This window comes from Kribbella sp. NPDC051770, from assembly GCF_040681455.1.
Lineage (GTDB): Bacteria > Actinomycetota > Actinomycetes > Propionibacteriales > Kribbellaceae > Kribbella.
On the sequence record NZ_JBFAYT010000003.1, the window covers coordinates 175,135 to 198,963 of the forward strand.

The 23,829-nt window shown below is 70.2% G+C and carries 29 protein-coding genes; 17 read left to right on the forward strand and 12 right to left on the reverse strand.

Annotated elements, in window-relative coordinates:
* Window positions 1–18: 18 nt before the first annotated feature.
* Both AB0M01_RS12175 and AB0M01_RS12180 read left to right on the forward strand, forming a co-directional pair.
* A complete protein-coding gene (locus AB0M01_RS12175; RefSeq protein WP_363668424.1) occupies window positions 19–927 on the forward strand; it encodes a helix-turn-helix domain-containing protein in 909 nt (302 codons plus the stop codon).
* A gap of 52 nt (window positions 928–979) precedes the next feature.
* Entirely contained in the window at window positions 980–1,549 is a 570-nt protein-coding gene (locus tag AB0M01_RS12180; protein ID WP_363668426.1) for a flavoprotein, read from the forward strand.
* Here AB0M01_RS12180 and AB0M01_RS12185 read toward each other — a convergent pair.
* Window positions 1,546–1,998 carry a CGNR zinc finger domain-containing protein gene (locus tag AB0M01_RS12185; protein WP_363668428.1) on the reverse strand — a complete coding sequence of 151 codons (453 nt, stop codon included), beginning with the start codon at window positions 1,996–1,998 and terminating at the stop codon, window positions 1,546–1,548. The two genes, AB0M01_RS12180 and AB0M01_RS12185, sit on opposite strands and share 4 nt — an antisense overlap.
* A gap of 83 nt (window positions 1,999–2,081) precedes the next feature.
* Between AB0M01_RS12185 and AB0M01_RS12190 the strand changes: the two genes are divergently transcribed.
* Window positions 2,082–2,951 (forward strand): alpha/beta hydrolase, encoded by an 870-nt coding sequence (locus tag AB0M01_RS12190; RefSeq protein ID WP_363668430.1) that lies wholly within the window; start codon window positions 2,082–2,084, stop codon window positions 2,949–2,951.
* Here AB0M01_RS12190 and AB0M01_RS12195 read toward each other — a convergent pair.
* The 3 genes from AB0M01_RS12195 to AB0M01_RS12205 form a co-directional block, all read right to left on the reverse strand.
* Window positions 2,917–3,456: a cytochrome b/b6 domain-containing protein gene (locus AB0M01_RS12195; RefSeq protein WP_363668432.1), complete on the reverse strand. Its 540-nt coding sequence runs from the start codon at window positions 3,454–3,456 to the stop codon at window positions 2,917–2,919. The genes AB0M01_RS12190 and AB0M01_RS12195 overlap by 35 nt on opposite strands.
* On the reverse strand, window positions 3,449–4,168 hold the full coding sequence (locus tag AB0M01_RS12200) for a molybdopterin-dependent oxidoreductase (protein WP_363668434.1): 720 nt from the start codon (window positions 4,166–4,168) through the stop codon (window positions 3,449–3,451). Before AB0M01_RS12200 ends, AB0M01_RS12195 begins: the two co-directional genes overlap by 8 nt.
* 112 nt (window positions 4,169–4,280) lie before the next feature.
* The gene (locus AB0M01_RS12205; protein ID WP_363668436.1) at window positions 4,281–4,718 is read right to left on the reverse strand and encodes a cupin; all 438 of its coding nucleotides are present in this window, start codon (window positions 4,716–4,718) and stop codon (window positions 4,281–4,283) included.
* Between the two features lie 173 nt (window positions 4,719–4,891).
* Between AB0M01_RS12205 and AB0M01_RS12210 the strand changes: the two genes are divergently transcribed.
* A complete protein-coding gene (locus AB0M01_RS12210; RefSeq protein ID WP_363668438.1) occupies window positions 4,892–5,902 on the forward strand; it encodes an alpha/beta hydrolase in 1,011 nt (336 codons plus the stop codon).
* On the opposite strand, the gene AB0M01_RS12215 is transcribed toward AB0M01_RS12210, so the two are convergent.
* The 4 genes from AB0M01_RS12215 to AB0M01_RS12230 all read right to left on the reverse strand — a co-directional run bounded on the left by AB0M01_RS12215 (window position 5,899) and on the right by AB0M01_RS12230 (window position 8,654).
* Entirely contained in the window at window positions 5,899–6,708 is an 810-nt protein-coding gene (locus AB0M01_RS12215; protein ID WP_363668440.1) for an amidase, read from the reverse strand. The two genes, AB0M01_RS12210 and AB0M01_RS12215, sit on opposite strands and share 4 nt — an antisense overlap.
* Window positions 6,708–6,866: a hypothetical protein gene (locus AB0M01_RS12220; protein ID WP_363668442.1), complete on the reverse strand. Its 159-nt coding sequence runs from the start codon at window positions 6,864–6,866 to the stop codon at window positions 6,708–6,710. The genes AB0M01_RS12215 and AB0M01_RS12220 overlap by 1 nt, the downstream gene beginning before the upstream one ends.
* 163 nt (window positions 6,867–7,029) lie before the next feature.
* On the reverse strand, window positions 7,030–7,689 hold the full coding sequence (gene snpA, locus AB0M01_RS12225; RefSeq protein WP_363668444.1) for a snapalysin: 660 nt from the start codon (window positions 7,687–7,689) through the stop codon (window positions 7,030–7,032).
* Window positions 7,690–7,844: 155 nt separating this feature from the next.
* Window positions 7,845–8,654 (reverse strand): glycoside hydrolase family 16 protein, encoded by an 810-nt coding sequence (locus AB0M01_RS12230; protein WP_363668446.1) that lies wholly within the window; start codon window positions 8,652–8,654, stop codon window positions 7,845–7,847.
* A gap of 135 nt (window positions 8,655–8,789) precedes the next feature.
* Here AB0M01_RS12230 and AB0M01_RS12235 point away from each other — a divergent pair, with 135 nt between their 5' ends.
* The 3 genes from AB0M01_RS12235 to AB0M01_RS12245 are packed head-to-tail and all read left to right on the forward strand — an operon-like array spanning window position 8,790 to window position 12,236.
* The gene (locus AB0M01_RS12235) at window positions 8,790–10,226 is read left to right on the forward strand and encodes a GuaB1 family IMP dehydrogenase-related protein (RefSeq protein ID WP_363668448.1); all 1,437 of its coding nucleotides are present in this window, start codon (window positions 8,790–8,792) and stop codon (window positions 10,224–10,226) included.
* 44 nt (window positions 10,227–10,270) lie between these two features.
* Window positions 10,271–11,236, forward strand: a complete 966-nt coding sequence (locus AB0M01_RS12240; protein ID WP_363668450.1) for an iron-siderophore ABC transporter substrate-binding protein — start codon at window positions 10,271–10,273, stop codon at window positions 11,234–11,236.
* Window positions 11,237–11,240: 4 nt separating this feature from the next.
* The gene (locus tag AB0M01_RS12245; protein ID WP_363668452.1) at window positions 11,241–12,236 is read left to right on the forward strand and encodes a methyltransferase; all 996 of its coding nucleotides are present in this window, start codon (window positions 11,241–11,243) and stop codon (window positions 12,234–12,236) included.
* Here AB0M01_RS12245 and AB0M01_RS12250 read toward each other — a convergent pair.
* Complete coding sequence (locus tag AB0M01_RS12250) at window positions 12,188–13,534, reverse strand: TIGR01777 family oxidoreductase (protein ID WP_363668454.1); 1,347 nt, start codon at window positions 13,532–13,534, stop codon at window positions 12,188–12,190. The two genes, AB0M01_RS12245 and AB0M01_RS12250, sit on opposite strands and share 49 nt — an antisense overlap.
* Window positions 13,535–13,674: 140 nt before the next feature.
* Here AB0M01_RS12250 and AB0M01_RS12255 point away from each other — a divergent pair, with 140 nt between their 5' ends.
* From AB0M01_RS12255 to AB0M01_RS12270, 4 genes are all read left to right on the forward strand, one after another.
* Window positions 13,675–14,496: a DUF4397 domain-containing protein gene (locus tag AB0M01_RS12255; RefSeq protein ID WP_363668456.1), complete on the forward strand. Its 822-nt coding sequence runs from the start codon at window positions 13,675–13,677 to the stop codon at window positions 14,494–14,496.
* Window positions 14,497–14,582: 86 nt separating this feature from the next.
* On the forward strand, window positions 14,583–15,098 hold the full coding sequence (locus AB0M01_RS12260; protein WP_363668458.1) for a class F sortase: 516 nt from the start codon (window positions 14,583–14,585) through the stop codon (window positions 15,096–15,098).
* Between the two features lie 55 nt (window positions 15,099–15,153).
* Complete coding sequence (locus AB0M01_RS12265) at window positions 15,154–15,723, forward strand: sigma-70 family RNA polymerase sigma factor (RefSeq protein WP_363668460.1); 570 nt, start codon at window positions 15,154–15,156, stop codon at window positions 15,721–15,723.
* The gene (locus tag AB0M01_RS12270) at window positions 15,707–16,366 is read left to right on the forward strand and encodes an anti-sigma factor (RefSeq protein WP_363668462.1); all 660 of its coding nucleotides are present in this window, start codon (window positions 15,707–15,709) and stop codon (window positions 16,364–16,366) included. The genes AB0M01_RS12265 and AB0M01_RS12270 overlap by 17 nt, the downstream gene beginning before the upstream one ends.
* On the opposite strand, the gene AB0M01_RS12275 is transcribed toward AB0M01_RS12270, so the two are convergent.
* Window positions 16,363–16,839, reverse strand: a complete 477-nt coding sequence (locus AB0M01_RS12275) for a MarR family winged helix-turn-helix transcriptional regulator (RefSeq protein WP_363668464.1) — start codon at window positions 16,837–16,839, stop codon at window positions 16,363–16,365. The two genes, AB0M01_RS12270 and AB0M01_RS12275, sit on opposite strands and share 4 nt — an antisense overlap.
* A gap of 73 nt (window positions 16,840–16,912) precedes the next feature.
* Between AB0M01_RS12275 and AB0M01_RS12280 the strand changes: the two genes are divergently transcribed.
* From AB0M01_RS12280 to AB0M01_RS12295, 4 genes are all read left to right on the forward strand, one after another.
* The gene (locus tag AB0M01_RS12280) at window positions 16,913–18,913 is read left to right on the forward strand and encodes an MMPL family transporter (RefSeq protein ID WP_363668466.1); all 2,001 of its coding nucleotides are present in this window, start codon (window positions 16,913–16,915) and stop codon (window positions 18,911–18,913) included.
* A gap of 240 nt (window positions 18,914–19,153) precedes the next feature.
* The gene (locus AB0M01_RS12285; RefSeq protein ID WP_363668468.1) at window positions 19,154–19,711 is read left to right on the forward strand and encodes a hypothetical protein; all 558 of its coding nucleotides are present in this window, start codon (window positions 19,154–19,156) and stop codon (window positions 19,709–19,711) included.
* Between the two features lie 60 nt (window positions 19,712–19,771).
* Window positions 19,772–20,380, forward strand: coding sequence for a hypothetical protein (locus AB0M01_RS12290; protein WP_363668470.1), 609 nt, complete (start codon window positions 19,772–19,774; stop codon window positions 20,378–20,380).
* Window positions 20,381–20,697: 317 nt separating this feature from the next.
* Window positions 20,698–21,336, forward strand: a complete 639-nt coding sequence (locus AB0M01_RS12295) for a hypothetical protein (RefSeq protein ID WP_363668472.1) — start codon at window positions 20,698–20,700, stop codon at window positions 21,334–21,336.
* Between the two features lie 7 nt (window positions 21,337–21,343).
* Here the strand turns inward: AB0M01_RS12295 and AB0M01_RS12300 are convergent, their stop codons facing one another.
* Together AB0M01_RS12300 and AB0M01_RS12305 are read right to left on the reverse strand one after the other, a co-directional pair.
* Window positions 21,344–21,685 carry a hypothetical protein gene (locus AB0M01_RS12300; protein ID WP_363668474.1) on the reverse strand — a complete coding sequence of 114 codons (342 nt, stop codon included), beginning with the start codon at window positions 21,683–21,685 and terminating at the stop codon, window positions 21,344–21,346.
* A gap of 71 nt (window positions 21,686–21,756) precedes the next feature.
* On the reverse strand, window positions 21,757–22,635 hold the full coding sequence (locus tag AB0M01_RS12305; RefSeq protein ID WP_363668476.1) for a serine/threonine-protein kinase: 879 nt from the start codon (window positions 22,633–22,635) through the stop codon (window positions 21,757–21,759).
* A 278-nt stretch (window positions 22,636–22,913) separates the two neighbouring features.
* On the opposite strand from AB0M01_RS12305, the gene ykgO reads away from it, so the two are divergent.
* Both ykgO and AB0M01_RS12315 read left to right on the forward strand, forming a co-directional pair.
* The gene (ykgO, locus tag AB0M01_RS12310) at window positions 22,914–23,036 is read left to right on the forward strand and encodes a type B 50S ribosomal protein L36 (protein WP_363668478.1); all 123 of its coding nucleotides are present in this window, start codon (window positions 22,914–22,916) and stop codon (window positions 23,034–23,036) included.
* A 57-nt stretch (window positions 23,037–23,093) separates the two neighbouring features.
* Entirely contained in the window at window positions 23,094–23,747 is a 654-nt protein-coding gene (locus AB0M01_RS12315; RefSeq protein ID WP_363669450.1) for an HAD family hydrolase, read from the forward strand.
* The last annotated feature ends 82 nt before the right edge of the window (window positions 23,748–23,829 follow it).

Consider the following 23,829-nt stretch of genomic DNA (forward strand, 5'->3'; position numbering starts at 1 on the left):
CCTGGGCATCATGGAGTCGTGACAGTGGTTGCGCAGGGCATCAGGCGGGCGGAGTGGTCGACCGGCGAGATCGACTCCTGGGCCGAGGTGGTGCGCGACGCTCTGGTCCAGGTGTCGGCGCGGCCCGCTCGGCACGAGGTCTTCGAGGGCCGGATGCGGCAGCTCGCGCTCGGCGAGCTGGAGTTCGCGGTGATCTCGTCGGGCGCCCAGGCGGTGGACCGGACCCGGCGGATGATCGCGCGGGCCGACCAGGACTACCTGCTGGCCAACGTCCAGCTCCAGGGTCAGGCGCGGATCCAGCAGGACGGCCGGTACGCCGTACTGTTGCCAGGAGCAATCGCCTTCGTGGACAGTGCGCGCCCGTACTCGCTCGGCTTCGACGGGCCGTTCTCCCAGCTGATCGTGCGGGTGCCGCGATCGGCGACCAGCATGCCCGCGAGCGCGACCGCCGTGGCCCTGGACCCGAACGGCCCGGGCCGGCTGGTCGCGGACTTCCTGGTCGGGCTGGAGCGGACGCCGACCGCCGCGCTCGTCCCGCATGCCGTCGGCCTGCTCGATTCCGCGCTCGACTGGGCCGCCGGTGCCGCGCCGTCGAACACGGCGCTGACCCGCGAGCGCATCCACCACTTCGTCCGCCGCCACGCGGCCGCCCCCGATCTCGACGCCGCGGCGGTGGCCGCCGGCTGCGGGATCTCCCGGCGCACGCTCTACCGCGCCCTCGCCGACGACGAGCCGCTCAGCGCGCTGATCCGCCGGCTCCGGGTGAACCGCGCCCAGCAACTGTTGCTCTCGGCGACCAATCCCTCGCTGGAAGTCGTTGCCCGAGCGTCCGGTTTCGGAGGCGCCGCGCAACTGAACCGCGCCTTTCGGTCGGTCACAGGCACAACTCCAGGCGCTTATCGAGCGACTGGCACGAATCGTCAGTAGGCGTGGCACGGGACGCCTCGGTCCGCTGTCCGCGCCGCCTAGCGTTGACCGTATGACAGACAACAATGCGTCCCAGTTCGGGGGACGGCTGCTGATCGGCGCGACCGGGTCCGGCGCGGTCGCGATGCTCCCGATGTACCTCTCCGCGCTGCGCGCCCAGTTCACCGGGACGGTCACGGTGCTGATGACGCACACCGCGGCGACCTTCCTGCCCGCGCACACGATGGCGCTGTTCGCCGACAAGGTCGTCACCGCCGACTCCCCGGCGAGCTGGCCGATCGACAACCACGTCAGCCTGGCCGCCGAGCACGACCTGATGGCCGTCCTCCCCGCCACCGCGAACACCCTGGCGGCCGCCGCGTCCGGCGCCGCGCCCAACCTGCTCGGGACGACGCTGCTGCACGCGACGTACCCGGTCGTGTTCTTCCCGGTGATGACCGGCGACATGTGGACCAAGCCCGCGGTCCAGCGCAACGTCACCCAGCTCCGCGAGGACGGCTACGCGGTCGTCGAGCCCGACTGGGGGCCGCGGTACGACGTCGGCCTGAAGGCCTTCGTCGACAGCCCGATGCCGCCGGCGCCGCCGAAGTTCATCCAGCAGCTCCGGTCGATGTTGTCCTAACGGTTCGCCTGGTAGTGCCGGCGGGCCTTCATCCGGTTGCCGCAGCTGGCCATCGAGCACCAGCGCGCGGTGTTCGCCTTGCTGCGGTCGATGAGGAACAGCTGGCACTCAGGGTTCTCGCAGGGGCGGAGCCGACCGGGTTTGACCGCGTTCCAGGCCAGCACCGCGCGTACCGCCGTACGGGTGGCTGCAGGCCCTTCGAGGGTCCAGCCGATGCCGTCCTCGGTCATCGCCGGCACCTGGCGAACGCCGCGGAGAAACGGGGTGAGCGCGCTCGCCGCCTGCTCACCCCGTACGACGTCCTGCAGCGCTGACCGCACTGCCGCCAGCGCCTTGCGGCCGGTCGGGTCGGACGCCCACAGCTCGGTCTCCTCGAGCAGGTCATGCTCGACGCCTGCCACGAGCGGTGTGCTGTTCAGCAGCTCGAGCAGCAGTTCCTCGTCGGTCATTGCCTAACCCCCTTGGTCATGTTGACAGGTTACACGATGGTGAGTTTTCATCTAACCACTCAAACCAATCAAGGGAGTTAGTCATGGTCACCGTGCACCACCGGTACGCCGAGATCGACGGGCAGCGGCTGTTCTACCGCGAGGCCGGACCGGCCGACGGGCCGACGATCGTGCTGCTGCACGGGTTCCCGAGCAGCTCGTACATGTTCCGCGACCTGATCCCGCGGCTGGCCGGGACGTACCGGGTGATCGCGCCGGACCTGCTCGGCTTCGGGCTGTCGGACGCGCCGACGGTGGACGAGTTCGACTACACCTTCGACGCGCTCGCGGACCTCACCGACGGACTGCTCCGGGCGATCGGCGCCGAGAGCTACGCGATCTACGTCCAGGACTACGGCGCGCCGATCGGCTGGCGGCTCGCGCTGAAGGACCCGTCGCCGGTCACCGCGATCGTCACCCAGAACGGCAACGGGTACGAGGCGGGCTTCGTCGAGGACTTCTGGCAGGGCGTCTGGGACTACCAGCGCGAGCCGAACGCGACGACCGAGGCGGGCGTGCGGGCGGCGCTGACGCTGGAGGGCATCAAGTGGCAGTACCTCGCCGGTGTGCCGGACGAGAGTGTGGTCAGCCCCGACACCTGGCACCACGACGTACAGAAAGTGACGCGACCGGGCAACGATCTGGTGCAGCTGAAACTGTTCCGCGACTACGTGACGAACCCAGCGCTCTACCCGAAGCTGCACGAGCACCTGACGGCGACCCAGACCCCGGTGCTCGCGGTGTGGGGCCGGAACGACCCGATCTTCGCGCCGGCCGGTGCGGAGGCGTTCGCGACGTCCGTCCGGGACGCCGAGATCCACCTCCTCGACGGCGGCCACTTCCTGCTGGAGAGCCACCTGGACGAGGCCAGCGAGCTGATCACCGACTTCCTGGACCGCCGGCTCGCGTCGTGAATGCCTTGTAGGCATGGCCGGCGAGCGCGACCAGGATCGCGAAGGCGAGCGTGTCGTGCACCGCGATCACGCCCGCGCGGGGGATGCCGGACAGGCTGAACTTGAACCAGAGCAGCAGTCCGGTGGCCACCATCACCACGATCGCGCCGGCCAGCCAGGCGGCGAACACCTTCTGGCCGGCGTTGAACTTGCCCGGCACGAGGTGGTCGTGCGGTTTGCGGGTGAAGGCGTTCCGGAGCCAGCGCGTGTCGGTGCTGGTGAAGCGGTTGAGGCGGCGTACGTCGAGACGCAGCGCGCGGGACGCGAGTCCGAGGAGGAACGGCGCGGGGAGCAGGATGCCTGACCATTCGTGCACGGTCGCGACGAGGTGGCGCCGGCCGATCGCCGCCGCGAGCGGGCCGAAGTAGATCGCGGCGGCGGTGGCGAGGCAGATCACCATCAGGGCCAGCGTCGTCTGGTGCACGAGCCGCTCGGCGCGGCTGAAGCGGCGTACGGATCTATGCACCGGCCGGCTCCTCTCCGGGCAGCCAGCCGTCGACCGGGTAGCCGTACTCCTCCCAGTAACCCGGGATCACCTCGTCGGTGACGGTGATCCCGGACAGCCACTTCGCCGACTTGTAGAAGTACATCGGGCCGACGAAGAGCCGGACCGGGCCGCCGCTGATGTGGGGGATCGGCTGGTCGAGCATCTGTACGGCGACCAGGACGTCGGGCCGGCGGGCCTGCTCCATCGTCAGGCTCTCGCTGTAGACGCCGTCGAAGCAAGTGAAGCGGACGGCCTTCGCGCTCGGCTGCACGCCTGCGGCGTCGAGGATCGTGGACAAGCGAACGCCGACGAAGGGGACCTGGTCGACGCGCCAGCCATCGGTGCAGACGACGTCGTGCGTCACCCGCTCCTGTGGGAGCTTCTGGAGGCCCGGCAGTGTGTACGACGTGGGCTTCGCGACCAGCCCGTCGATGGTGAGCTTGTACGTCGACGCGTCCTTCTCCGGGACCGAGCCGGCGACGCTGAAGTAGCGGAAGCCGCCGGGGTTGGGGAGCAGGCCGGACAGGCCGGTGGGGTCGCGCTGGGAGGCGGCGCCGAGGAGATCGCTCCACTTCTGCTGCAGCGTCGGCGCCGCGAACAGGCCCGCGATGCCGGCGGCGATCGTGCCGAGGACGATCCGCCGGCCGATCGGGCGGCCGGCGGAGTCGTCGGGTGCTGCGTTGTCGGTCATCGGCATCCTCGTTCTGTCGTCACCGGTTGAACTGGTGTCGATGATGCCGCTTCGATGCGTCACCAGTCAAAGAGGTGACGCATTACCGCTGTCTTACTACTGACAGCGCTTGCTACTGGAAGTCGCACCCCGGGTTGGGTTCGTCGATCGCCAGCGGCTGACCGGCCGGGTTGGTGTAGAGCACGTCGAGCACCATCGGCACACTCCCGAGGTTCTTGCCGATGTGCACGTAGTTGCTGCCCTCGCTGACCGACTGGCCGGCCTTGTAGACGCCGTCGCTCTTGCAGGTGGCGTCGAAGTGGCTCAGCACACCCTTGGTGACGACGCCGTGCAGCGTGCCGGGGTGCTCGTGCCAGCCGGTGCTGCCACCGGGCGCGATGGTGATCTCGCGCAGCACGTACGGGGTGTCGCCGACCGTGTAGTCGAACAGCGTGACGGCGCTCACGCCGCTACCGGGCGTCGCGTCGGCGGTGCCGGGGGCGACGGCGAGCGCCAGGCCGGCGGTCAGCGTGCTGGTCAGGGCGAGGGCGAGGCGGGGAGTTCTGGGCATGGCGGGGCTGTCCTCCGAGTGGGATCCGATCCGAACTGGTTGCCCTGGGCCCAGTTGCTCAGGACAACCAGTTCGGAGGCTACTCCGGCCGGATAGACGTTTGATCGACGCCCCGGCGTAGACAAAACGTCTACACCGGCACGGCAGGGTGGCCGGGTGACCAAGGAGGAAAGATGATCAGCAGGAGACGGTTCACCCAGGCGGTCGCGGCCGGCGTCGCGGGGAGTGCGTTGACCGGGGCAACGGCTGCGGCCGCCGTACCGGAGCTGCGCGGCGGGGCGGGGGAGCACACCTCGCTCGGGCTGATCAAGCGGGTCAAGGCCGGCGTGCTCGACGCGGCGTACGCCGAGTTCGGGCCGCGGCACGGGCAGCCCGTCGTGCTGCTGCACGGCTGGCCGTACGACCCGCACAGCTTCGTCGACGTCGCGCCGCTGCTGGCGGAGGCGGGGTACCGGGTGATCGTGCCGTTCCTGCGCGGGTACGGGCCGACCCGGTTCCGGTCCGCGAAGACGTTCCGGAACGGGCAGCAGTCGGCCGTTGCCCTCGACATCGTTGCCCTGATGGACGCGCTGGAGATCGAGCAGGCGGTGCTCGGCGGGTTCGACTGGGGTGCGCGGACGGTCGGCTGCATCGCGGCGCTGTGGCCCGAGCGGTGCAAGGCGATCGTGTCGGTCAGCGGGTACCTGATCACGAGTCTGGAGAAGAACCTCGAGCCGCTGCCGCCGGCGGCCGAGCTCGGCTGGTGGTACCAGTACTACTTCTCGACCGAGCGCGGCGTTCTCGGATACCGGGAGAACTGGCGCGCGTTCAACGAGCTGATCTGGAAGACCGTCTCGCCACTGTGGCAGTACGACGCGGCGACGTACGGGCGAACGGCCGCGTCGTTCGAAAACCCCGACCACGTGGCGATCGTGATCCACAACTATCGCTGGCGGCTGAGCCTCGCCGAGGGCGAACGGCAGTACGACCGCTACGAGCGCGTGCTGCAGGCCGGGCCGGCGATCGGCGTACCGGCGATCACCATCGGCAGCGACTTCGACGGAGCCGCTGCCGACGGCACGGGGTACCGCGACAAGTTCACCGGCCCGTACGAGCACCGGGTCTTCGCCGGGATCGGGCACAACGTCCCGCAGGAAGCGCCGCAGGCGTTCGCGCAGGCGGTGATCGACGCCGACCGGCTCTAGCAGTTGGGGATGCCGGGGAGCTGCGCGGCCGGGTGGTCGATGTAGATGTTGCTGATGTAGCCGCCCTGGTCGCGCAGCCGCGACCACCAGTTGTTGGTGTGGCCCTCGGCGTTCACGGTGTCGCCCTGCTTCTGGCACTGCACGAACACCTGCGTCGGGCCGCCCAGCGTGGTCACGATCGGCGCGTTCAGCCGGGCGTCCGCGCGGACGTTCACGCCGGCGCCGTACGTGCTGAAGTTGTACGTCGGCGGCGGGGTGCCGCCGAGGATCGCGGCGACCTCGCCGCGCATCGTGTCGAGGTTGACGCCGTACGGGTCGATCTTGCCGGTCGTGCTGGTCTCGCGGTGGCCGCGGGCGTACGACGCGTCGCGGCCGAGCTGGCGGAGTACGGCGGCTGTCGCCTTGAGCGAGGCCTGGTACTGCGCTGGGCTCATCGTCTGGCTGACGCCGTTGTAGTCGATCTCCCAGCCGATCAGCATCGTGTTGCCGTCGCCGGCCGGGATCGGACCGCTGACCCTGGCCGCGCCTGCGTGGTTGCAGCGGCCGGCCGAGATGATGTGGAAGACGCCGTTGTAGTCGACGAGCGCCTGGGCCAGCGGGCCCTGCAGGTCGGGGCGGCCGTTGATGACGATGTTGAGCGCCGGGTGCGGGTTGCTCGGGCTCGTGGTGGACGATGCGGTGTGGTGCCAGAGCACGCCGATCGGGTTGAACGAGCCGCTCACCGCGCGGCCCAGCCAGTTGCCTTCTTCAACGACCTGGACGCCGGCGGCGCGCAGGACGTCGGCCAGCCAAGGGATCGTGGCCATCAGGTGGCCTGCAGCAGATCGGCGACGCACTCGATCACGTGCGGTCGGTGCTCGGTGGCCGACGCGGCCCGGGGGGCGAGGGTCGCGGCGGCCACCACGGCCGGTACGCCGAGCAGCAGGCGCCGGCGGGCGACCAGGTGGGGGCGGGTGTTCCTCATCGAAGTCTCCTTCGGGGCGGCGGGAGGAGTGGTGGTGGGTTTCTTACGACACCAACCTGACGGTTCGTCAGCGACCGGCCAAGCCCTTCGGTCCTGGTGAAAACGCTGGACCGCCCGCGCCGGTCGTCGGGACCGGCGCGGGCGGGCGCTCAGTGCGGGGCGATCAGCGGGCGGTGGTGAAGCCCGCCGCGGTGAACCCGTTGGCCCACAGCTGGTTGACGCGGCTGCGCTCCGCGGCGTTCGGCTGCGCGTTCGTGCACGACGTACCGGGACCGCCGCCCGACATCAGCTCGCTGCACGGACCGGAGTAGTGGTCGGGCAGGCCGAGCACGTGACCGGTTTCGTGGGCGGTGACCCGGGTGGAGTCGTACTGCTGGTTCTGCCGGTAGTCCAGGAAGATGTAGCCCTGGCCGTGACCGTTGGTCGACGCGTACGACCCGCGCGGGTCGTTGCCCTCGCGGTAGTAGAAGTCGTAGTTGCTGCCGGAGACCAGCCGCACGTTGGTGACGGCGTTGTTCCAGATCTGCGCACTGCGCGAGATCTGCGACGCGAACCGCGGGGCACGGCTGGCGTTGTAGACCACCGTGACAGCGGCGGTCTTGTCCGGGTTCTTGGCCTGCTTGGCCCGGGCGGACTTCATCACCGCGTCGTAGAAGGCCTTGGTCTCGGCCTCCTCCTGCGCCGTCCCGACGTACGCCGAGGTGGCGGCCTCGACGGTCGGTGCGGTCTCAGGTGCGGCGGTGGACGTCGTCGCGGCGAAGGCGGGGACAGCCAGCGCGGCGGCGGCAACAGCGGTGACAGCGGAAAGCAAACGGCGGGACATAGGAGCCTCACTCCCTAGTCGTGGCGGACTGCGACCAGCGGACTACTGACCGCAACGCCACGGATCGTGACACCCCCACTACTTTTCCGCACCACCCCGGCGAAAACCCTGGGGTTAACCTTCGCTACTTCCGGGTTGTCCTGCGCGTCTGACAGTCAGAGTGTGTAGATCCTGACCCAGTCGATGTCGTACGACGCCGGCTGCATCGAGTTGCCGTAGAAGTTGTCGAGCTGGATGGTCAGGTGGCCGGACGGCATGCACTGGATGCACTTGCGGACGTTGTTCGCGCCGCCGGAGTGGGAGAACCACTGCTTGCCGTCGATGAAGCCGCGGACGTGGTCGGGGGTCCACTCGACGGCGACGTTGTGCCACTCGGTGAGCGGGGCGCCGCAGTCGGACTCGCGGGTGAAGATCTGCTGGACGGCGGCGTCGGCGTTGTGCGGGTAGTGGATGAAGGACTCGGCGCAGGCCTCGCCAGGCGCGCCGTTCTCGAGGAAGTCGTACTCGCCGTCCTCGGGCCAGCGGTCGGAGTCGGGCCAGACGATCAGCAGCGGGTGGTACTGGCGGCCGTTGTCCGCGCCTTGGGGATTCGAGCGGATGCGGGCTTCCCAGCGGCCGTACTGCTGACCGAGTTTCGAGGCCAGCCAGCCGGAGTCGCCGTTGGCCAGGCCGGTTTGGGTCAGTACGCCGTTCGCGACGGTCGAGCGGGAGGCGCAGCGGCGGCCGTTGCCGGCGTGGCCGGGCCAGCACTCGCCGGCCTGCGACCACTTCGCGCCGTCGGGGGCGCCGGTGTAGTCGAACTCGTCGGACTGGGGGAGCGGGGTGCCCCAGTTGAAGGTCTCCGCCGCGGTTGTGCTGTCAGCCGAGGTGGAGACGTCAGCCGACGTGGAAGCCGTGGCCGGCGAGAGCAGGCCGGCACCGAGCGTGAGGGCCAGCAGCGGGCCGGCCAGCAGAACTTTTCGCATCACGAGCTCCTCGAGGTGGGGGTCCGCCCACTCTCCAAGCGCCTCGCGCCCCGGATCGCCCGCTGACCGGAACAGGTCACGTAGCCTCGGGACCGGAAGCACGTCCGGGCGGGACAACACAGTGAGGTGGTCGGTGTGCGCTTCATCCAGGGACCGGTACCAGGGCAGGACCTGACGTTCAACGACGTCTTCCTGGTGCCGAACCGGTCGGCGGTGGCCTCGCGGCTCGACGTCGACCTGTCGACCAGCGACGGCAGCGGGACGTCGATCCCGATCGTCGCCGCGAACATGACAGCGGTCTCCGGCCGCCGGATGGCCGAGACGATCGCCCGCTGCGGCGGCCTCGCGGTGATCCCGCAGGACATCCCGGTGCCGGTGGTCACCGAGGTGGTCTCCTGGATCAAGGACCGCCACACCATCTACGACACGCCGCTGGTGATGACCCCGGGCGACACCGTCGGCGAGGCGCTCAACCTGCTGCCCAAGCGCGGCCACGGCGCGGTGATCGTGATCGACCAGGGCCGCGCGGTCGGCGTCGTCACCGAGGCCGACTGCCAGGGCGTCGACCGGTTCACCCAGCTCGACTCGGTGATGTCGCGCGAGCTGCTCACGCTCCCGGCCGGGATCGACGCCGAGGCCGCGTTCGACCAGCTGTACGACGGCCGCCACCGGCTCGCCCCGGTCGTCGACGGCGCCGGCCGGATCGTCGGCATCCTGACCCGGCAGCGCGCGGTCCGCGCGACCCTGTACGAGCCGGCGGTCGATGCCGGCGGCAAGCTTCGGGTCGCGGCCGCGATCGGGATCAACGGCGACGCCGAGCAGAAGGCCAAGGCGCTGCTCGACGCCGGGATCGACGTCCTGGTGATCGACACCGCGCACGGTCACCAGGAGCGGATGCTCGACGTACTGCGCACCGTTCGCGCCCTCGATCCCCAGGTCCCGGTGGTCGCCGGGAACGTGGTCACGGCCGACGGGGTCTCTGACCTGGTCGAGGCCGGCGCCGACATCGTCAAGGTGGGCGTCGGGCCGGGCGCGATGTGCACGACCCGGATGCAGACCGCCGTCGGGCGGCCGCAGTTCTCCGCCGTACTGGAGTGCGCGGCGCGGGCCCGCGAGCTCGGGAAGCACGTCTGGGCCGACGGCGGTGTCCGGCACCCGCGCGACGTCGCGCTCGCACTGGCCGCCGGTGCGTCGAGCGTGATGATCGGGTCGTGGTTCGCCGGCACCTACGAGTCGCCGGGCGATCCGCACCACGACAGCAACGGGCGGATCTACAAGGAGAGCTTCGGGATGGCGTCGGCGCGCGCGGTCGCCAACCGGACCGCCGAGGACACGCCGTTCCAGCGGGCCCGGAAGAGCTTCTTCGGCGAGGGCATCTCGACCGCGCGGATGTACCTGGACCCGGAGCGCCCGAGCGTCGAGGACCTGCTCGACTCGATCGTCTCCGGGGTCCGCAGTTCCTGCACGTACGTCGGGGCGGGGACGCTGGAGGAGTTCCACGAGCGGGCGGTGGTGGGGATCCAGACCGCGTCGGGGTATGCCGAGGGGAAGCCGCTCGACAAGAGCTGGTGAGGACCCAATGCTCAAGCAGGTTTAGGGCAGCCTATCCTTAGTTCATGCGCAGACTTGTTGCCTTAGCGGTGGTTGCTGTCCTCGGTGGGTCACTGGCGGCGTGCGGGAGTGATTCCGACGGCGGCGCGAGCGGCGCGGCGCCGTACGCGAAGGTGGCGACGAAGTTCGGTGAGGTGAGCATCCCGGCGGAGCCGAAGCGGGTGGTCGCGCTCGGTTGGGGTGACGCCGAGACCGCGCTCGCGCTCGGCGTGCAGCCGGTCGGCGCGAGCGACTGGCTGGCCTTCGGCGGCGAGGGCGTCGGAGTGTGGGCCAAGGGCAAGTACCAGCAGGCGCCGCAGCTGATCGGCACGCTGGAGCCGGAGTACGAGAAGGTCGCGGCGCTGAAGCCGGACCTGATCCTGGACACCAAGTCCAGCGGTGACCAGGACCGGTACGACACGCTGAAGGCGATCGCGCCGACGGTCGGCGTACCGGCCGGTGGTGAGTCGTACAAGGTGTCCTGGGAGCAGCAGACCGAGATGGTTGCCGCGGCCCTCGGCAAGGTTGCCCAGGGCAAGGAATTGATTGCCGCCACCAAGGAGAAGTTCGCGCAGGCCGTGGCCGCGAACCCCGAGTTCGCCGGCAAGACGATCACCCTCGGCGCGAAGACCGGCGAGGGGTACGGCGCGTACGTGAGCGGGACCGGCCGGGTGAACTTCGTCGAGCGGCTCGGCTTCAAGAACAACCCGACCATCCAGGCCAAGGCGACCGAGAAGTTCTCCGTCCCGGTGTCCCGGGAGAACCTCGACCAGCTGAATGCGGACCTGGTCGTGATGGCGCCGATCGGCGCCAAGGCGCAGGAGATCACCACCGACCAGCTGTTCCAGGCGGTGCCGTCGGTGAAGGCCGGGCACGTGGTGGTCTTCGACGACAAGACGATCAGCTCCGCGTTCGCGACCGACTCGGTGCTGTCGACGGCGTACGCGCTGGAGAAGGTCGTCCCGCTGTTCGCGGAGGCCCTGAAAGACTGACCGGATGAACCCCGCCGAGACCGAGCGCGCCCTGCAGGAACTGCACCGGATCACCGACCTCACCACCCCGTACGCCGTCCGCGCGGCGGTGTCGCTCGGCCTGGCCGAGCAGGTGGCCGGCGGACCCAGGCCGGTCGAGGCGCTGGCCGAGGCCGTCGGCGCTCAGCCGGCCGGGCTGCGGAAGCTGGTCCGGGTGCTCGACGGCTTCTTCACTCTCCACAACGACGAGGTCGGCCTGGGCGAGCGCGGCTGGGTGCTGCTGGAGGACGCGGTGCGGGCTCGCCTCGACCACGCCAACGGGTACGCCCGGGTGGACGACGCGTGGCCCGGGCTCCTGCAGGCGATCCGCTCCGGCGGGTCCGGCTACGAGGCCGCGCGCGGGAAGGCGTTCTACGACGACCTCGGCGAGGACGAGCGGCTCGTGGCGTCGTTCGACGGGCAGCTCGCCGAGTGGTCGGGGCACTGGACGACCAAGCTGGTCGAGCTGCTCGGGTTGACGACCGAGCACGTCGTCGACGTCGGCGGCGGGACCGGCGCGCTGCTGGCGGCGATCCTCGAGGCCCGGCCCGAGACCTCCGCGACGCTGGTGGAGTTGCCGTCGACCGCGGCCCGGGCAGCGAGTCTGTTGACCGAACGAGGTGTCAGGGATCGCGTCACGCTGGCCGCGCAGAGCTTCTTCGAGGAGCTCCCCGCGGGCGGCGATCTCTACCTGATCGTGCAGGTGCTGCACAACTGGGCGGACGCCGAGACCGTTGCTGTCCTCAAGCGGCTGGCCGCCGCCGCGGGCGACCGGCCGATCGTCGTGGTCGAGCGAGTGAACGGCGTCGCGGACAACGCCGCCGACGTGGCCTCGGACCTGCTGATGTACGCCGTCTTCGGCGCCGGCGAGCGCACTGAGGCGGAGTATGCCGCGCTGGCGGCCGAGGCCGGACTCGAGATCGCCGGCATCCGTCAGGTGCTGGGAGCGCTGTCCGCGGTGGAGTTGCGTCCGAGCAGGTGACGCAGCGCGCCGTCGAGCTTGGGGTAGCGGAAGGTGTGCCCGAGGCGGTCGAGCACAGCGGGCACCACCCGCTGCGAGGCCTCGGCCAGCTCCTTCGCGCCTTCCGGGCCGAGCAGGATGCGCGGGCCGATCGACGGAACCCGGAACAGCGCCGGCCGGTGCAGCACATGAGCCAGCACGCGCGTGTAGTCGCGGTTGCGGACCGGATCAGGCCCGACGCCGTTGACCGGCCCGGACAGCTCGTCGTCCAGCAGCGCCCGGTGGTAGACGTCGAGCAGATCGTCGACGCCGATCCACGGCTGCCACTGCTTGCCGCCGGCCAGCGGTCCGCCGAGCCCGGCGGCGAACATCGGGTACTGGAGCCGGAGGATGCCGCCGGCCGGGGTCTGCACGAGCCCGGTGCGGATGTTCACGACGCGCAGCCCGGCGTCGCGGGCCGGGTCGGTCGCGCGCTCCCAGTTCTCGACCAGGTCGGCGAGGAAGCCGGTGCCGCGCTCGCTGTGCTCGGTGAGGAGCTCGTCGCCGCGGTCGGCGCCGTACCAGCCGATCGCTGAGGCGCAGACGAAGACCCGCGGGTCGCTCGTGGCGGCCAGCGTCGCGAGCTCACGCGTCGGGCCGATCCGGGACTCGACGATCGCGTGCCGGTGTGCGTCGGTGAACCGGCCGCCGATCGGCGCACCCGCAAGGTGTACGACGGCGTCGATACCGTCCAGCAGGTCGTCGGCCGGGTGGTCAGGGTTCCATCGGCGCTCGGAAGGGCTCGACGGCTCGCCGCGGACCAGCTTCACGACCGTGTGCCCCGCCGTACCGAGCAGAGCGACGAGTCCGCGGCCCACCGTGCCGTGCGTACCGGTGACCGCGACGGTCAGCGGCTTGAAGCCCGGCACGCGGCGCAGGGCGGCGAGGTCGTCGGCGAGTTGCTGGTGCCGGTAGGCGAGCATCGAGCGGAGCAGGAAGCCGGGCACGTTGCTGTCGATCCGGTCCGTGACCCGGGTCTGGTCGTTGCCCACAGCATCGAACGAGTGGGTGTGCTTCCAGTTCACCGCCCAGCGCAGCGGCGCCGAGGTGAGCTCGTCGACGAAGTGGTCGGGCGCCTCCAGGTCGGAGTGCTGGGCGACCCAGTCGATGCCGAACGGGAAGCCGAGCACGGCCTGCCCCGCGCCCAGGTCGTCGGTCTCCTGCTTGATCCGGACCGGCATCCACGGGGGCGTCAGCCGCTCGATCGCCCCGGGCCGCTGGTGCCAGGCGAAGACCTCGTCGCGCGGCGCGGGGACGATGCTGCTGAGGCTCAGGCCCATGGTGTCTCCTTCGGTCGCCGACTCGTCACCAGGATCCCACCGCGCCAGTTTTGCATAAGTTCGGCGCCGCACCCGGTGCATCCGCCGCGCGGTCCGGGCCGGAACAGACAGGAACCAGAACACCGGACCAGGAGGGTTCCATGTCTGTACGACGTATCACCGCTCTGACCGCGGCCGGGCTGCTCGCCGCGGCGCTGCCCCTCGCGGCCGCGACCGGCGCGCAGGCCCGGCCGACCGCCGACGCGACCGTGTCGGTGCTGCACGGCGTGCCGGGCGCGACCGTCGACGTGTACGCCAACGGCAAGGCGCTGCTCACCGACTTCAAGCCGGGCACGCTGACCGACCCGCTGAAGCTGCCGGAGGGCGAGTACGACCTGAAGGTCACCGCGGCCGGGGCCGGCGCGGGCGGTGCGGCGGTCATCCAGGCCAACGACGTCGCCGTACCGGGTGGGGCGAACGTCACCGTCGTCGCGCACCTGAACGCGGCCGGCAAGCCGGTGCTGACGCCGTTCGTGAACGACACCTCGAAGCTCGCCGCGGGCAAGGCGCGGCTGACCGTGCGGCACACCGCGGCTGCGCCGGCGGTCGACGTACGGGCTGGTGGCAAGCCGGTCTTCGAGGGGCTGACCAATCCGAAGGAGGTCAAGGCCGATCTGCCGGCCGGGACCGTCAAGGCGGATGTCGTGCTCGCCGGTACGTCGACGGTCGCGATCGGGCCGGCCGACGTGAACCTGAAGGAGGGCACGAACACCATCGTGTACGCGTGGGGGAGTGCGAGCGGGAAGAACCTGAAGCTCGCGGTGCAGAGCATCTCCGGGCTGCACGGCAACCCGAGCGGGGTGCCCGGCGGGACCGGTGGTCAGGCCGCGCAGCAGGACGGCGGGATGCCGGTGTGGATCGGGCTGCTGGCCGGGGCGCTGGTGGTCGGTGCCGGTGTGACAGTGGTGCGCGCTCGGTCGTGAGGAACTGGGTGATCGTTGGTCTGCTGCTGCTGGTGAGTGGATGCGGTAGCAGCGCGCCAACAGCAACAGAACCTCCCGCAAATCCGTTGCCATCAGCAACCGTCGTACCGGAGCCGGAGCCGGAGCCGGAGCCGGAGCAGACGCCGGCGCCGAAACCTGTACCGGCGCCCGAGCGGGTGGCGATCGCCTCGATCGGCCTGGACCTTCCGGTCCGGGCGGTCGGGGTGGCCGCGGACGGGCAGATGGAGCTGCCGAAGGACCCCGCCGTCGTCGGCTGGTACAAGTTCGGGCCGGCGCCCGGGGACCGCGAGGGCTCGGTCGTGCTCGGCGGGCACCTGGACAGCCGCGAGTACGGCGTCGGGCCGCTGGTGAAGCTGCGCAAGCTGCGGCAGGGTGCGGTGATCGAGGTGCGCGCCGGCGGTTCGACGACGACGTACCGGGTGGAAGGAGTGCGCGATGTCGACAAGCGGGAGCTGGCTGTCGGTGACCTCTTCGCGCGCACCGGCGCCCGCCGGCTCCACCTCGTCACCTGCGGCGGACCGTACGACGCGAAGGGCGGTGGGTACCGCGACAACCTCGTCGTCAGCGCATCGCCGCAGTGAGTCGCCGCGGCTGCGCACTGACCGAGACCGGGCTCCGGCGGTTAGAGTGCCGCTCGTGAGCGGCGTGGAGTCCGGGCCTGCGCCGGCCGAGATCGCGAAGGGGTTCGCGGACGGCCGGGAGGACAGCCTTGCCGACGCCTACCGGCGCTGGTCGGGGCTGGTCTTCACGCTCTGCCTGCGCGCGCTCGGCGACCGCGCCGACGCCGAGGACGTCACCCAGCAGGTGTTCGTCTCGGCGTGGCGCGGCCGCGGCAGCTTCGATCCGGGCGCCGGTGAGCTCGGCGCCTGGCTCGCCGGGGTCGCGCGGCACCGGATCGCGGACCGGCTCGCCGAGCGGTACCGCGCCCAGCGGAACCAGGTCGCGGCCGAGAGCCTGGTCGAGCGGGAGGCCGAGCCCGGGCACGACCAGGTGCTGGTCGACCGCGTGGTGATCGCCGACGAGCTGGACCGGATCGACGAGCCGCGCCGAACCATCCTCCGGCTCGCCTTCTACGAAGACCGGACGTACGCGCAGATCGCGGACCGGCTCGGCCTACCGTTGGGCACGGTCAAGAGTCATGTCCGCCGCGGGCTGCTGCAGCTGCGGGACCGGTTGAAGGAGGTGAAGGGTGACGACGCATCTTGACGACGAGCAGCTGGCCGCGTGGGCGTTCGAGCGGGTCGCGCCCTCCGGCGAGGCTGCCGACCACCTTCGCGACTGTGCCGAGTGCGCGGGCAGTCTGGAGGAGCTGCGGGAGCTGGCCGGTGGCGAGCTGCCGCGGATCGAGGCGCCGCCGGCTGAGGTGTGGGAGCGGGTGAGTGCCGAGCTCGGGCTCGCCGGGGCCACGCCGGTACGGCGGCGTGGCCGGTGGTCGGTTGTGCTGGCGGCCAGTGTTGCTGCGGTGCTGGGGATCGGTGTCGGGATCGGCGGGACGTTGCTGGTCGGGCAGGACGAGGAGCCGGCGACCGTCGTACAGCTGGCACCCTTGGCCGGGAAGTCCGGGAGCGGTACGGCGGGGTTGGTGCGGTCCGGTGGTGAGCAGCAGCTGCGGGTCTCGGCGTCGGGGCTGGCCGCTGGGAGCGGGTACTTCGAGGTGTGGCTGATCAACGAGGACGGGAAGCGGATGGTGTCGCTCGGGGTGCTCGCGGGTGGGCACGACGGGACGTTCCAGGTGCCGGGGGACCTGCCGGCGCAGGGGTACCGGATCGTGGATGTGTCGCTCGAACCCGATGACGGCAATCCGGCGCACTCGCTGGACAGCATCATCCGGGGGACCTTGCCCGCTTAGGAGTCCAGCTGGGTCCGGTAGGTGCGGAAGGCATCGATCGTTGCGCTCAGGTACCGGCGTACGACAGCCAGCTCTTCGGGAGTGAAGTCACTGGTGACCGAGCGGTGCAGGTCGCCGAGCGGGCCGAAGAACTGCTGCGCCAGCTCCAGGCCCGCGTCGCCGTAGTGCAGGTTGACCCGCCGCCGGTCGCGTTCGTCGCGCTCACGGCGGACATGACCGGCCCGTTCGAGCCGGTCGAGCAGCGTCGTCACCGCGCCGGTGGTGAGGCCGAGCTCGGCGGCCAGTTCGCCGGCGGTCAGCGGGCGGCCGCCGTCGCCGGCGACCAGGACGCGGATCAGCGCCTCGATGTCGGTCCCGTGCACCCCGTGCCGGTGCGCGAAGGCATGGCCGATCCGTTGTCCCTCGGCCACGAAGGTCTGCACCAGCCGGACCAGCTCGTCGCGTCCGCCCTCCGGCGGCTTGCGCGCAGTCACCCGCACCTCCTATTGTCTTGATTATCAAGATACTTGATTCTCAAGATTTCCCGTCGAACTGTCTGGAGTCACTGTGCCAGGTGTCCGTTCTGTCCTCCGCTCCCGCCGGGCTGCCGCGCTGGTGGTGCTCGGCGGACTCGGCGTCGCCGTCCTGGCGCTGCTGTTGCCGACGGCCACTCCGGCCGAGCCGCGGTCGGCGACCGGGCTGTCGACCAGCGCCGAGTCGGCGCAGGTCGAGCAGTTGCGGGAGAAGCTGCCGAAGGCCGACGAGTCGACCGCGTTGATCGTGTTCAGCCGGGGTGGTGACGGCCGGCTGAGTGCGGGGGATCAGAGTGCGATCCGGCAGTTCGCCAAGGCGGGACCGCCGCCGCAGTTCGCCGAGAACGGTCAGGTCGCGCTGGTGATCCGGCCGCTGCCCGCCGCGGACGAGGCGGGGACCGAGCGGCAGGTCGACGAGCTGCGGGCGGAGGTCCGGGAGCAACTGCCCGAAGGTGTCGAGGCGCAGGTGACCGGGCCGCCCGCGTTCACGACCGACCTGACCCGGGTGTTCGACGGCGCGGACGTGCGGCTGCTGATCGTGACCGCGGCAGTTGTCGCCGTACTGCTGCTCCTGACGTATCGCAGTCCTGGGCTCGTGCTCGTTCCGTTGATCGTCGTCGCGCTGACCGAGCAGGTGACGACCGCGCTGTCGGAGCAGGCGCTCGCGGCGCTCGGTCTGCCGGGTGGCGGGCAGGTCACCGGCATCACCAGCGTGCTGGTCTTCGGCGCGACGACGGACTACGCACTGCTGCTGATCGCGCGCTATCGCGAGCAACTGCGTGGCACGGAGGATGCGCTGGAGGCTTTGCGCACCGCCGTACGGCGAGTTGCCGAGCCCGTGCTGGCGAGTGGTGGCACGGTGATCGGCGCGCTCGCGGTGCTGCTGCTCGCGAGCACCGAGACGCTGCGCGGGATCGCGGTCACCTGCATCATCGGGATCGCGCTGGCGATGCTCGCCGGGCTCGTGGTGCTTCCGGCCGCGCTGGCGGTTTGTGGGCGCGGGATCTTCTGGCCGTTTGTGCCGCGGGTCGGCGACGCGGCGCGGGACGGCAAGGTGTGGGGGCGGCTCGGCGGGATGGTCGCGCGGCGGCCGGTACCGGTGCTCGTGGCGGCGGCGCTACTGCTCGCGGGGTTCGCAGCGGGGACGTTCGGCGTACGGACCGGGCTGGCGCAGAACGAGCAGTTCCGGGTTGAGCCCGAGTCGGTGCAGGGGGCGAAGGTGCTCGCGGCCGCGTTCCCGGCGGGGACGACCGAGCCGGTCGTCGTACTGGGGTCGCCCGGTGATGCCGCCGAGATCACGCGGGTCGCGAAGGGGGTCGACGGGGTCGCCTCCGTGCGGGCGGGAGCGCGGACGGCCGAGCTCGCGCAGTACGACGTGGTGCTGACGTCGGAGCCGGGGAGTGCGGAGTCGTTCGCGACCGTCGAGGGGCTGCGGACCGAACTCGATGCCGTTGGCACCGATGTGCTGGTGGGTGGTGGGGCGGCGGAGAGTCTGGATCTTCGTGAGGCGGATCGGCGGGACCAGTTGGTCGTGATTCCGCTGGTGCTGCTGCTCGTGGGTGTGGTTCTGGTCGCCGTACTGCGGTCGGCGCTGGCGCCGCTGCTTCTGCTGCTGACCGTCGTGGTGTCGTTCTTTGCGAGTTTCGGGCTGAGCTGGTTGGTGTTCGACCACGTCTTCGGGTTCCCGGCGCTCGATGGGTCGGTGGTGCTGTTGTCGTTCCTGTTCCTGGTGGCGCTCGGGGTGGACTACAACATCTTCCTCAGTACGCGGGCGCGCGAGGAGGCGGCGACGCGAGGGACTCGGGAGGGGATGCGGGTCGCGTTGGCGGTGACGGGTGGGGTGATCACGAGCGCGGGGTTGTTGCTGGCGGCTGTGTTTGCGGTGCTCGGGGTGCTGCCGTTGATCACGCTGACGCAGGTCGGGGTGATCGTCTGCGTGGGGGTGCTGCTGGACACGTTGCTGGTGCGGACGGTCGTCGTACCGGCGCTGGCTTTCCTGCTCGGGGATCGGTTCTGGTGGCCGGCGCGGGTCTGAGCAGTAGAGCTGGCGGAGTGAAGGGAATCGTTTGCGCAAACGGTTCCGCACATCTCGGTGACGTTGCGGTCACCTTACGTGTGCAAAAAGGCACGGGTGATCGGAAAGCGTTGTCTCCCGCGTGAAGTCGTCGAAAAAGGGTGATGAGGCAACTAATCGGCGCTCAGATGAGCTGTCTGGGACGGCGTGAGAGCGGGCACATGCTGCGTCGAGTGTCCGCCGACGTTGGAGTTGATTCAGATGCGCAAGGCAACCGCCCTGGCCGGAGTCGCCACCTTGGGGATCACCGGACTGCTGTCCGTCCCGTCCGCAGAATCCGCGGCGCCGCCGTCCGGGCAGCACTGCGTGGGGAGCAGGACGACCGGCGCCCAGCAGTGCTTCGGGACGTTCACCGAGGCGATCAGCAAGGCGACGCACCGCGCGGTGACGACGGCGCCGGCCGGAGTACCGAACGCTGCTGAGAAGGCAGCACTGAACTCCAGGATCAGCGCGAGTCGGGATGCTGCTGGTGAGGTCATTCAAGGAACGTTCTTCGACAACCGCGACTTCGGTGGCGCGTCCTTCACCGTCACTGGCGCGGGACTCTGCGACGGCTCCGACGGAGTGATCAACTACGAGTTCACCTTCCCCGGTGACTGGTTCAACCGGATCAGCTCCGTCCAGCCCTGGGCCAGCTGCAAGATCTGGCTCTACCCCGACGCCAACCTGACCGGCGACCGGGACGGGCCCTTCACCGCCAACACCGGCTGGATCGGCGAGTTCATGGACGACCGCACCGACTCGGTCGGCTTCAGCTGAGATTCCCCTTCCCCTGCGACGGTTTCGCCCCAACCACCACAAGTGAGGAAGTAGAGAACCATGTCGAAACGAGTGATCGCCCTGACCGGTGCCGCGTTCCTCGCGGCCGCCACCACCCTGACCGCCGGCTCGGCGTACGCCGCGGACGGCCCGACCGGGCGGGAGCTGCTGGACAAGTGCAACAACGGGACCGACAGCTGCGTGTTCCACCCGTACGGGCCGCCGGAGACGTTCCGCGGTGACGTGCACCAGGTCGGGGACACGGTCTTCAACTGCACGGCCGACCTGCAGCGCTCGACGGTCAAGTGGTCCGAGACGACCGGTGAGTCGAACAGCTTCGGGGTCTCGCTGTCGGCGGAGTACGGGTTCTCGGACGTGTTCAAGGTGTCGATCGAGACGTCGTACCAGCACACCTGGGAGAGCTCGAGCACGGTCGGCCAGGACGACAGCATCGACGTGAAGCCCGGCGAGAAGGGCTGGGTCGAGCGCGCCACCGAGATGAACCGGGTCAAGGGCCAGTACGAGATGCACTTCCCGGACCGGTACTACGACCACTACATCTGGTACCAGGAGTTCGAGGCGGTCGGACCGGTCAAGGACGCCCCTGGATTGATCACGAAGAAGACCGCTGTGATGACCCCCGAAGAGAAGACTCAGCACTGCGGCTGAGCCCTCGACCGTCCTTTAGGTGACCGAACGGGGTCGATTTCTCTCAGGGGCTTGCCGAATCCCTGCTGGAATCGATACCTTCCTTCCGGCTCGACCTGGCCGTTCCCCCCGTGACGGCCAGGCCGAGCCCCTAGGGCTTGTCTCCCGATTCCCGCCTACTGCGCGGCACTCGGCACGGCATCTCGGAGCACTGGAGAAAAGCCCACGATGGAAAAACATCGAGGGCTTCCCTCCAGCACTCCGAGCTACCGCACCGAGCACCTGCTCGCTACGGCGGGAATCGGGAGACAAGCCCTTGCGTCCAGTACCGTCGGCGGATGCGGATCCTGTACGTCGGCAACAGCTTCACCTCGCGCAACAACCTGCCCGGGACGCTCGCCGCGATGGCGGCGACGCGGGGGATCTCCGTGGAACATCGGCTGATCTCCGCGGGTGGTGCGTCGTTGCGGCAGCACCTGAACGCGGGGAAGGCGCTCGCCGAGATCGCGTCCGGCGCGTACGACGTGGTGGTGCTGCAGGAGCAGAGCACGCTGCCGGTGAAGAGCCCGGCGCGGATGCGCGAGAGCGTGCGCGACTTCCACGCGGCGATCGAGGCGGCGGGCGCGCGGACGGCGCTCTACCTGACGTGGGCCCGCCGCAACCAGCCCGAGGCCCAGACCGCGCTGACGACGGCGTACGCCGAAGCAGCAGCCGAGACCGGCGCGACGCTGATCCCGGTTGGGCTGGTGTGGGAACGCTTCTTGGCGACGTACGACGAACCGGTGCTGCACGATCGCGACAACAGCCACCCGGCGCCGGCGGGGAGCTACCTGGCGGCGTGCGTGTTCCTGGTCGCGCTGCTGGGGGAGAGCCCGGAAGGGATCGAGGTGCCGGTGAAGGGACTGGACGCCGAGACGGCGGAGCTGATCAGGCGCGCGACCTGGAGCATCTGCGCGGACTTGGTGGAGGGCAACTAGCCGCGCACTACAGGTCGAGGGGGAGCGGCCACTTGCGGTTCGGGCCGCGGGAGAGCAGCTCGAAGGCGGTCTCGATGCGGGCGGCGAGGACCGGATCGATCGCACCCGTCAGCTCCAGGGTGACGTGGCCCGAGTTGGCGTCGTACGCCGCGCGCACGGTCAGTTCGGGAGTGCCGGCGAGCGGGTACTCGAACCAGCGGTTGTCCTCCAAGTCGGTGCGGGGGAGGCCGTGCTCGAATGCGGTCCAGTCGGTGAGGTCGAAGGCGTAGCCGATCCAGCCGGACAGGTGCTCGATGAATGGACCGACTTGCTCGGGGTCGAGCCAGCCCTCGGTCGTGGGGTGCGTCATGGCCCCATCGTGGCGGAGCCGGCGCCGGATCGCTGGGAGATCGGCCGGCCCGAAGTCCCCGGGCCGACGGGTCAGAGGGTGAATGCCGTTGCCTGGGCTGTGTCGGCCGCGGGGGTAGTGGGGAGGGGGATGCGGCGGGGCTTGCGGTGCGGGTACTTCAGGTACGTGTGCCAGCACCAGGTGGCGACGTCGGCGGCGTTGGGGCGGTCGGTGGGGTTCTTGGCGAGCATGCGGAGCAGGTAGCGGCGGAAGTTGCGGTGGACCTGGTCGGGCTGGGCGGGGCACTCGTGGACGTGGCGGCGGAGGACGCCGGTGGGGGTGTCGGCGACGAAGGGTGGGTCGCCGGTGAGGAGTTGGTAGAGGACGCAGCCGAGGGAGTAGACGTCGGCGGCGGGGCCGGACGGTTGGGCGCTGGCGCGTTCGGGGGCGAGGTAGTAGCTGGTGCCGAGGACGTGGCCGGGTGGGGTGTCGTCGGCGGCGGTGTCGGCGACGAAGCGGGCGATGCCGAAGTCGGCGATCTTCACCGTGCGGTCGGCGGTGATCAGCAGGTTGCCGGGTTTGATGTCGCGGTGCACGACGCCTTCGGAATGGGCCGCGGCGAGGCCCTCGGCGACCTGGGCGGCGATCCAGGCGGCCGACGACGGGTCGAACGAGCCCTTGCGGCGCAGCTCGGCGGCGAGGTTGTTGCCGTCGACGAGCTCCATCACCAGGTAGCAGCTGTCGCCGTACGGGCCGAAGTCGTGGACGCCGATCACGTGCGGGTTGTTCACCACCGCGCCGGCGTGCGCCTCGCGGCGGAAGCGTTCCATCGCCCGGGCGTCGGAGTGCTCCGGGGGCAGCAGCTTGATCGCGACCGGGCGGCCGAGCAGCTCGTCGGTGGCCCGCCAGACCTCACCCATCCCGCCCCGACCGAGCACCGCCTCCAGCTGGTACCGATTCGCGATCCGCATCGTCGCCTCCCGGGTCCCCGTGTGACTCGTCAGGTACCCGCGACGGTGACCACCCATGCGCGGACAGCGACGAGCGTGGAAGAGAACGGCGGATGGGCGATGATGGAAGTCGGTCGCGCGCGCTGGTTCGCACAACGCGCGCGACCTGAGTAATTGAACTACCCGCGGGTCGTTGAATTACCTGACCACTCGGTGCCCACCCGCCGCGATCTCACACCCCCGGGAACACCACGGGCTCCTTCCGTGTTCTGTCAGCAGCAGGACGAAAGGAGCCACGGATGAAGGTCAGGAACTCGCTCAGGGCACTGAAGTCGCGCCCCGGCGCACAGGTGGTTCGGCGGCGTGGTCGCGTCTTCGTGATCAACCGCCGCGACCCGCGCGTCAAGGCCCGCCAGGGCTAGGAACGCCAACCCCGGAAGGCCCGCGCTCAGCGCGGGCCTTCTAGGGTTACCGGCGTGATGAGGCTCAGGGCGTCCCACATCGTCTGGGACTGGAACGGCACGCTGCTCGACGACAACGCCGCGGTGCTTGCCGCGGTCAACGAGGTCTGCACCGGTTTCGGCCGGCCCGTGCTGACCTGGGACGAGTGGCGTGAGGTGTACGCCCGCCCGATGAAGCTGTCGTACGAGAAGATCCTCGGTCGCGAGCTCGACGACGAGGACTGGGCGCGGGTCGACAAGCTCTACCACGACCGGTACGACCTGCTGCTGCACACGTGCGGGCTGGCGATCGGCGTACCGGACGGGCTGCGGACGTGGGGTGCGTCGGGCCGGACGCAGTCGCTGCTGTCGATGTGGTTCCACGCGCAGCTGGTCCCGACGATCGACGGGTTCGGGCTGACCGAGCTCTTCCAGCGCGTCGACGGGCTGCAGGGCGCGGTCGGCGGCGGCTCGAAGGCCGAGCACCTGGCGCTGCACCTCGAGGCGCAGCAACTGGAGCCGGCGGACGTCGTACTGATCGGTGACGTCGTCGACGACGCCAACGCGGCGAAGGCTGTCGGGGCGCAGTGCGTGCTGGTGACGACCGGTGCGATGTCCCGGACGGCGCTGCAGGCAACGGGCTTCCCGGTGACCGACTCGGTCCCGGACGCGCTGTCACTTCTGGCCGACTGATCTCTTGCGCCGACCTCGGTCGGCGGTCTACGGTCTCCGAGTTAACGTTTAACTGATTTTTTCTGAGCGTTTGGCGTCGAAA

Coding starts and splice junctions, on each gene's coding strand:
- AB0M01_RS12210 (WP_363668438.1), top strand. CDS start 4,892: ATGATCAGCAGGAGACGGTTCACCCAGGCGGTCGCGGCCGGCGTCGCG.
- AB0M01_RS12220 (WP_363668442.1), bottom strand. CDS start 6,866: ATGAGGAACACCCGCCCCCACCTGGTCGCCCGCCGGCGCCTGCTGCTC.
- AB0M01_RS12190 (WP_363668430.1), top strand. CDS start 2,082: ATGGTCACCGTGCACCACCGGTACGCCGAGATCGACGGGCAGCGGCTG.
- AB0M01_RS12290 (WP_363668470.1), top strand. CDS start 19,772: ATGTCGAAACGAGTGATCGCCCTGACCGGTGCCGCGTTCCTCGCGGCC.
- AB0M01_RS12230 (WP_363668446.1), bottom strand. CDS start 8,654: ATGCGAAAAGTTCTGCTGGCCGGCCCGCTGCTGGCCCTCACGCTCGGT.
- AB0M01_RS12315 (WP_363669450.1), top strand. CDS start 23,094: ATGAGGCTCAGGGCGTCCCACATCGTCTGGGACTGGAACGGCACGCTG.
- AB0M01_RS12215 (WP_363668440.1), bottom strand. CDS start 6,708: ATGGCCACGATCCCTTGGCTGGCCGACGTCCTGCGCGCCGCCGGCGTC.
- AB0M01_RS12205 (WP_363668436.1), bottom strand. CDS start 4,718: ATGCCCAGAACTCCCCGCCTCGCCCTCGCCCTGACCAGCACGCTGACC.
- AB0M01_RS12255 (WP_363668456.1), top strand. CDS start 13,675: ATGTCTGTACGACGTATCACCGCTCTGACCGCGGCCGGGCTGCTCGCC.
- AB0M01_RS12185 (WP_363668428.1), bottom strand. CDS start 1,998: ATGACCGACGAGGAACTGCTGCTCGAGCTGCTGAACAGCACACCGCTC.
- AB0M01_RS12240 (WP_363668450.1), top strand. CDS start 10,271: ATGCGCAGACTTGTTGCCTTAGCGGTGGTTGCTGTCCTCGGTGGGTCA.
- AB0M01_RS12180 (WP_363668426.1), top strand. CDS start 980: ATGACAGACAACAATGCGTCCCAGTTCGGGGGACGGCTGCTGATCGGC.
- ykgO (WP_363668478.1), top strand. CDS start 22,914: ATGAAGGTCAGGAACTCGCTCAGGGCACTGAAGTCGCGCCCCGGCGCA.
- AB0M01_RS12305 (WP_363668476.1), bottom strand. CDS start 22,635: ATGCGGATCGCGAATCGGTACCAGCTGGAGGCGGTGCTCGGTCGGGGC.
- AB0M01_RS12250 (WP_363668454.1), bottom strand. CDS start 13,534: ATGGGCCTGAGCCTCAGCAGCATCGTCCCCGCGCCGCGCGACGAGGTC.
- snpA (WP_363668444.1), bottom strand. CDS start 7,689: ATGTCCCGCCGTTTGCTTTCCGCTGTCACCGCTGTTGCCGCCGCCGCG.
- AB0M01_RS12300 (WP_363668474.1), bottom strand. CDS start 21,685: ATGACGCACCCCACGACCGAGGGCTGGCTCGACCCCGAGCAAGTCGGT.
- AB0M01_RS12245 (WP_363668452.1), top strand. CDS start 11,241: ATGAACCCCGCCGAGACCGAGCGCGCCCTGCAGGAACTGCACCGGATC.
- AB0M01_RS12295 (WP_363668472.1), top strand. CDS start 20,698: ATGCGGATCCTGTACGTCGGCAACAGCTTCACCTCGCGCAACAACCTG.
- AB0M01_RS12200 (WP_363668434.1), bottom strand. CDS start 4,168: ATGACCGACAACGCAGCACCCGACGACTCCGCCGGCCGCCCGATCGGC.
- AB0M01_RS12285 (WP_363668468.1), top strand. CDS start 19,154: ATGCGCAAGGCAACCGCCCTGGCCGGAGTCGCCACCTTGGGGATCACC.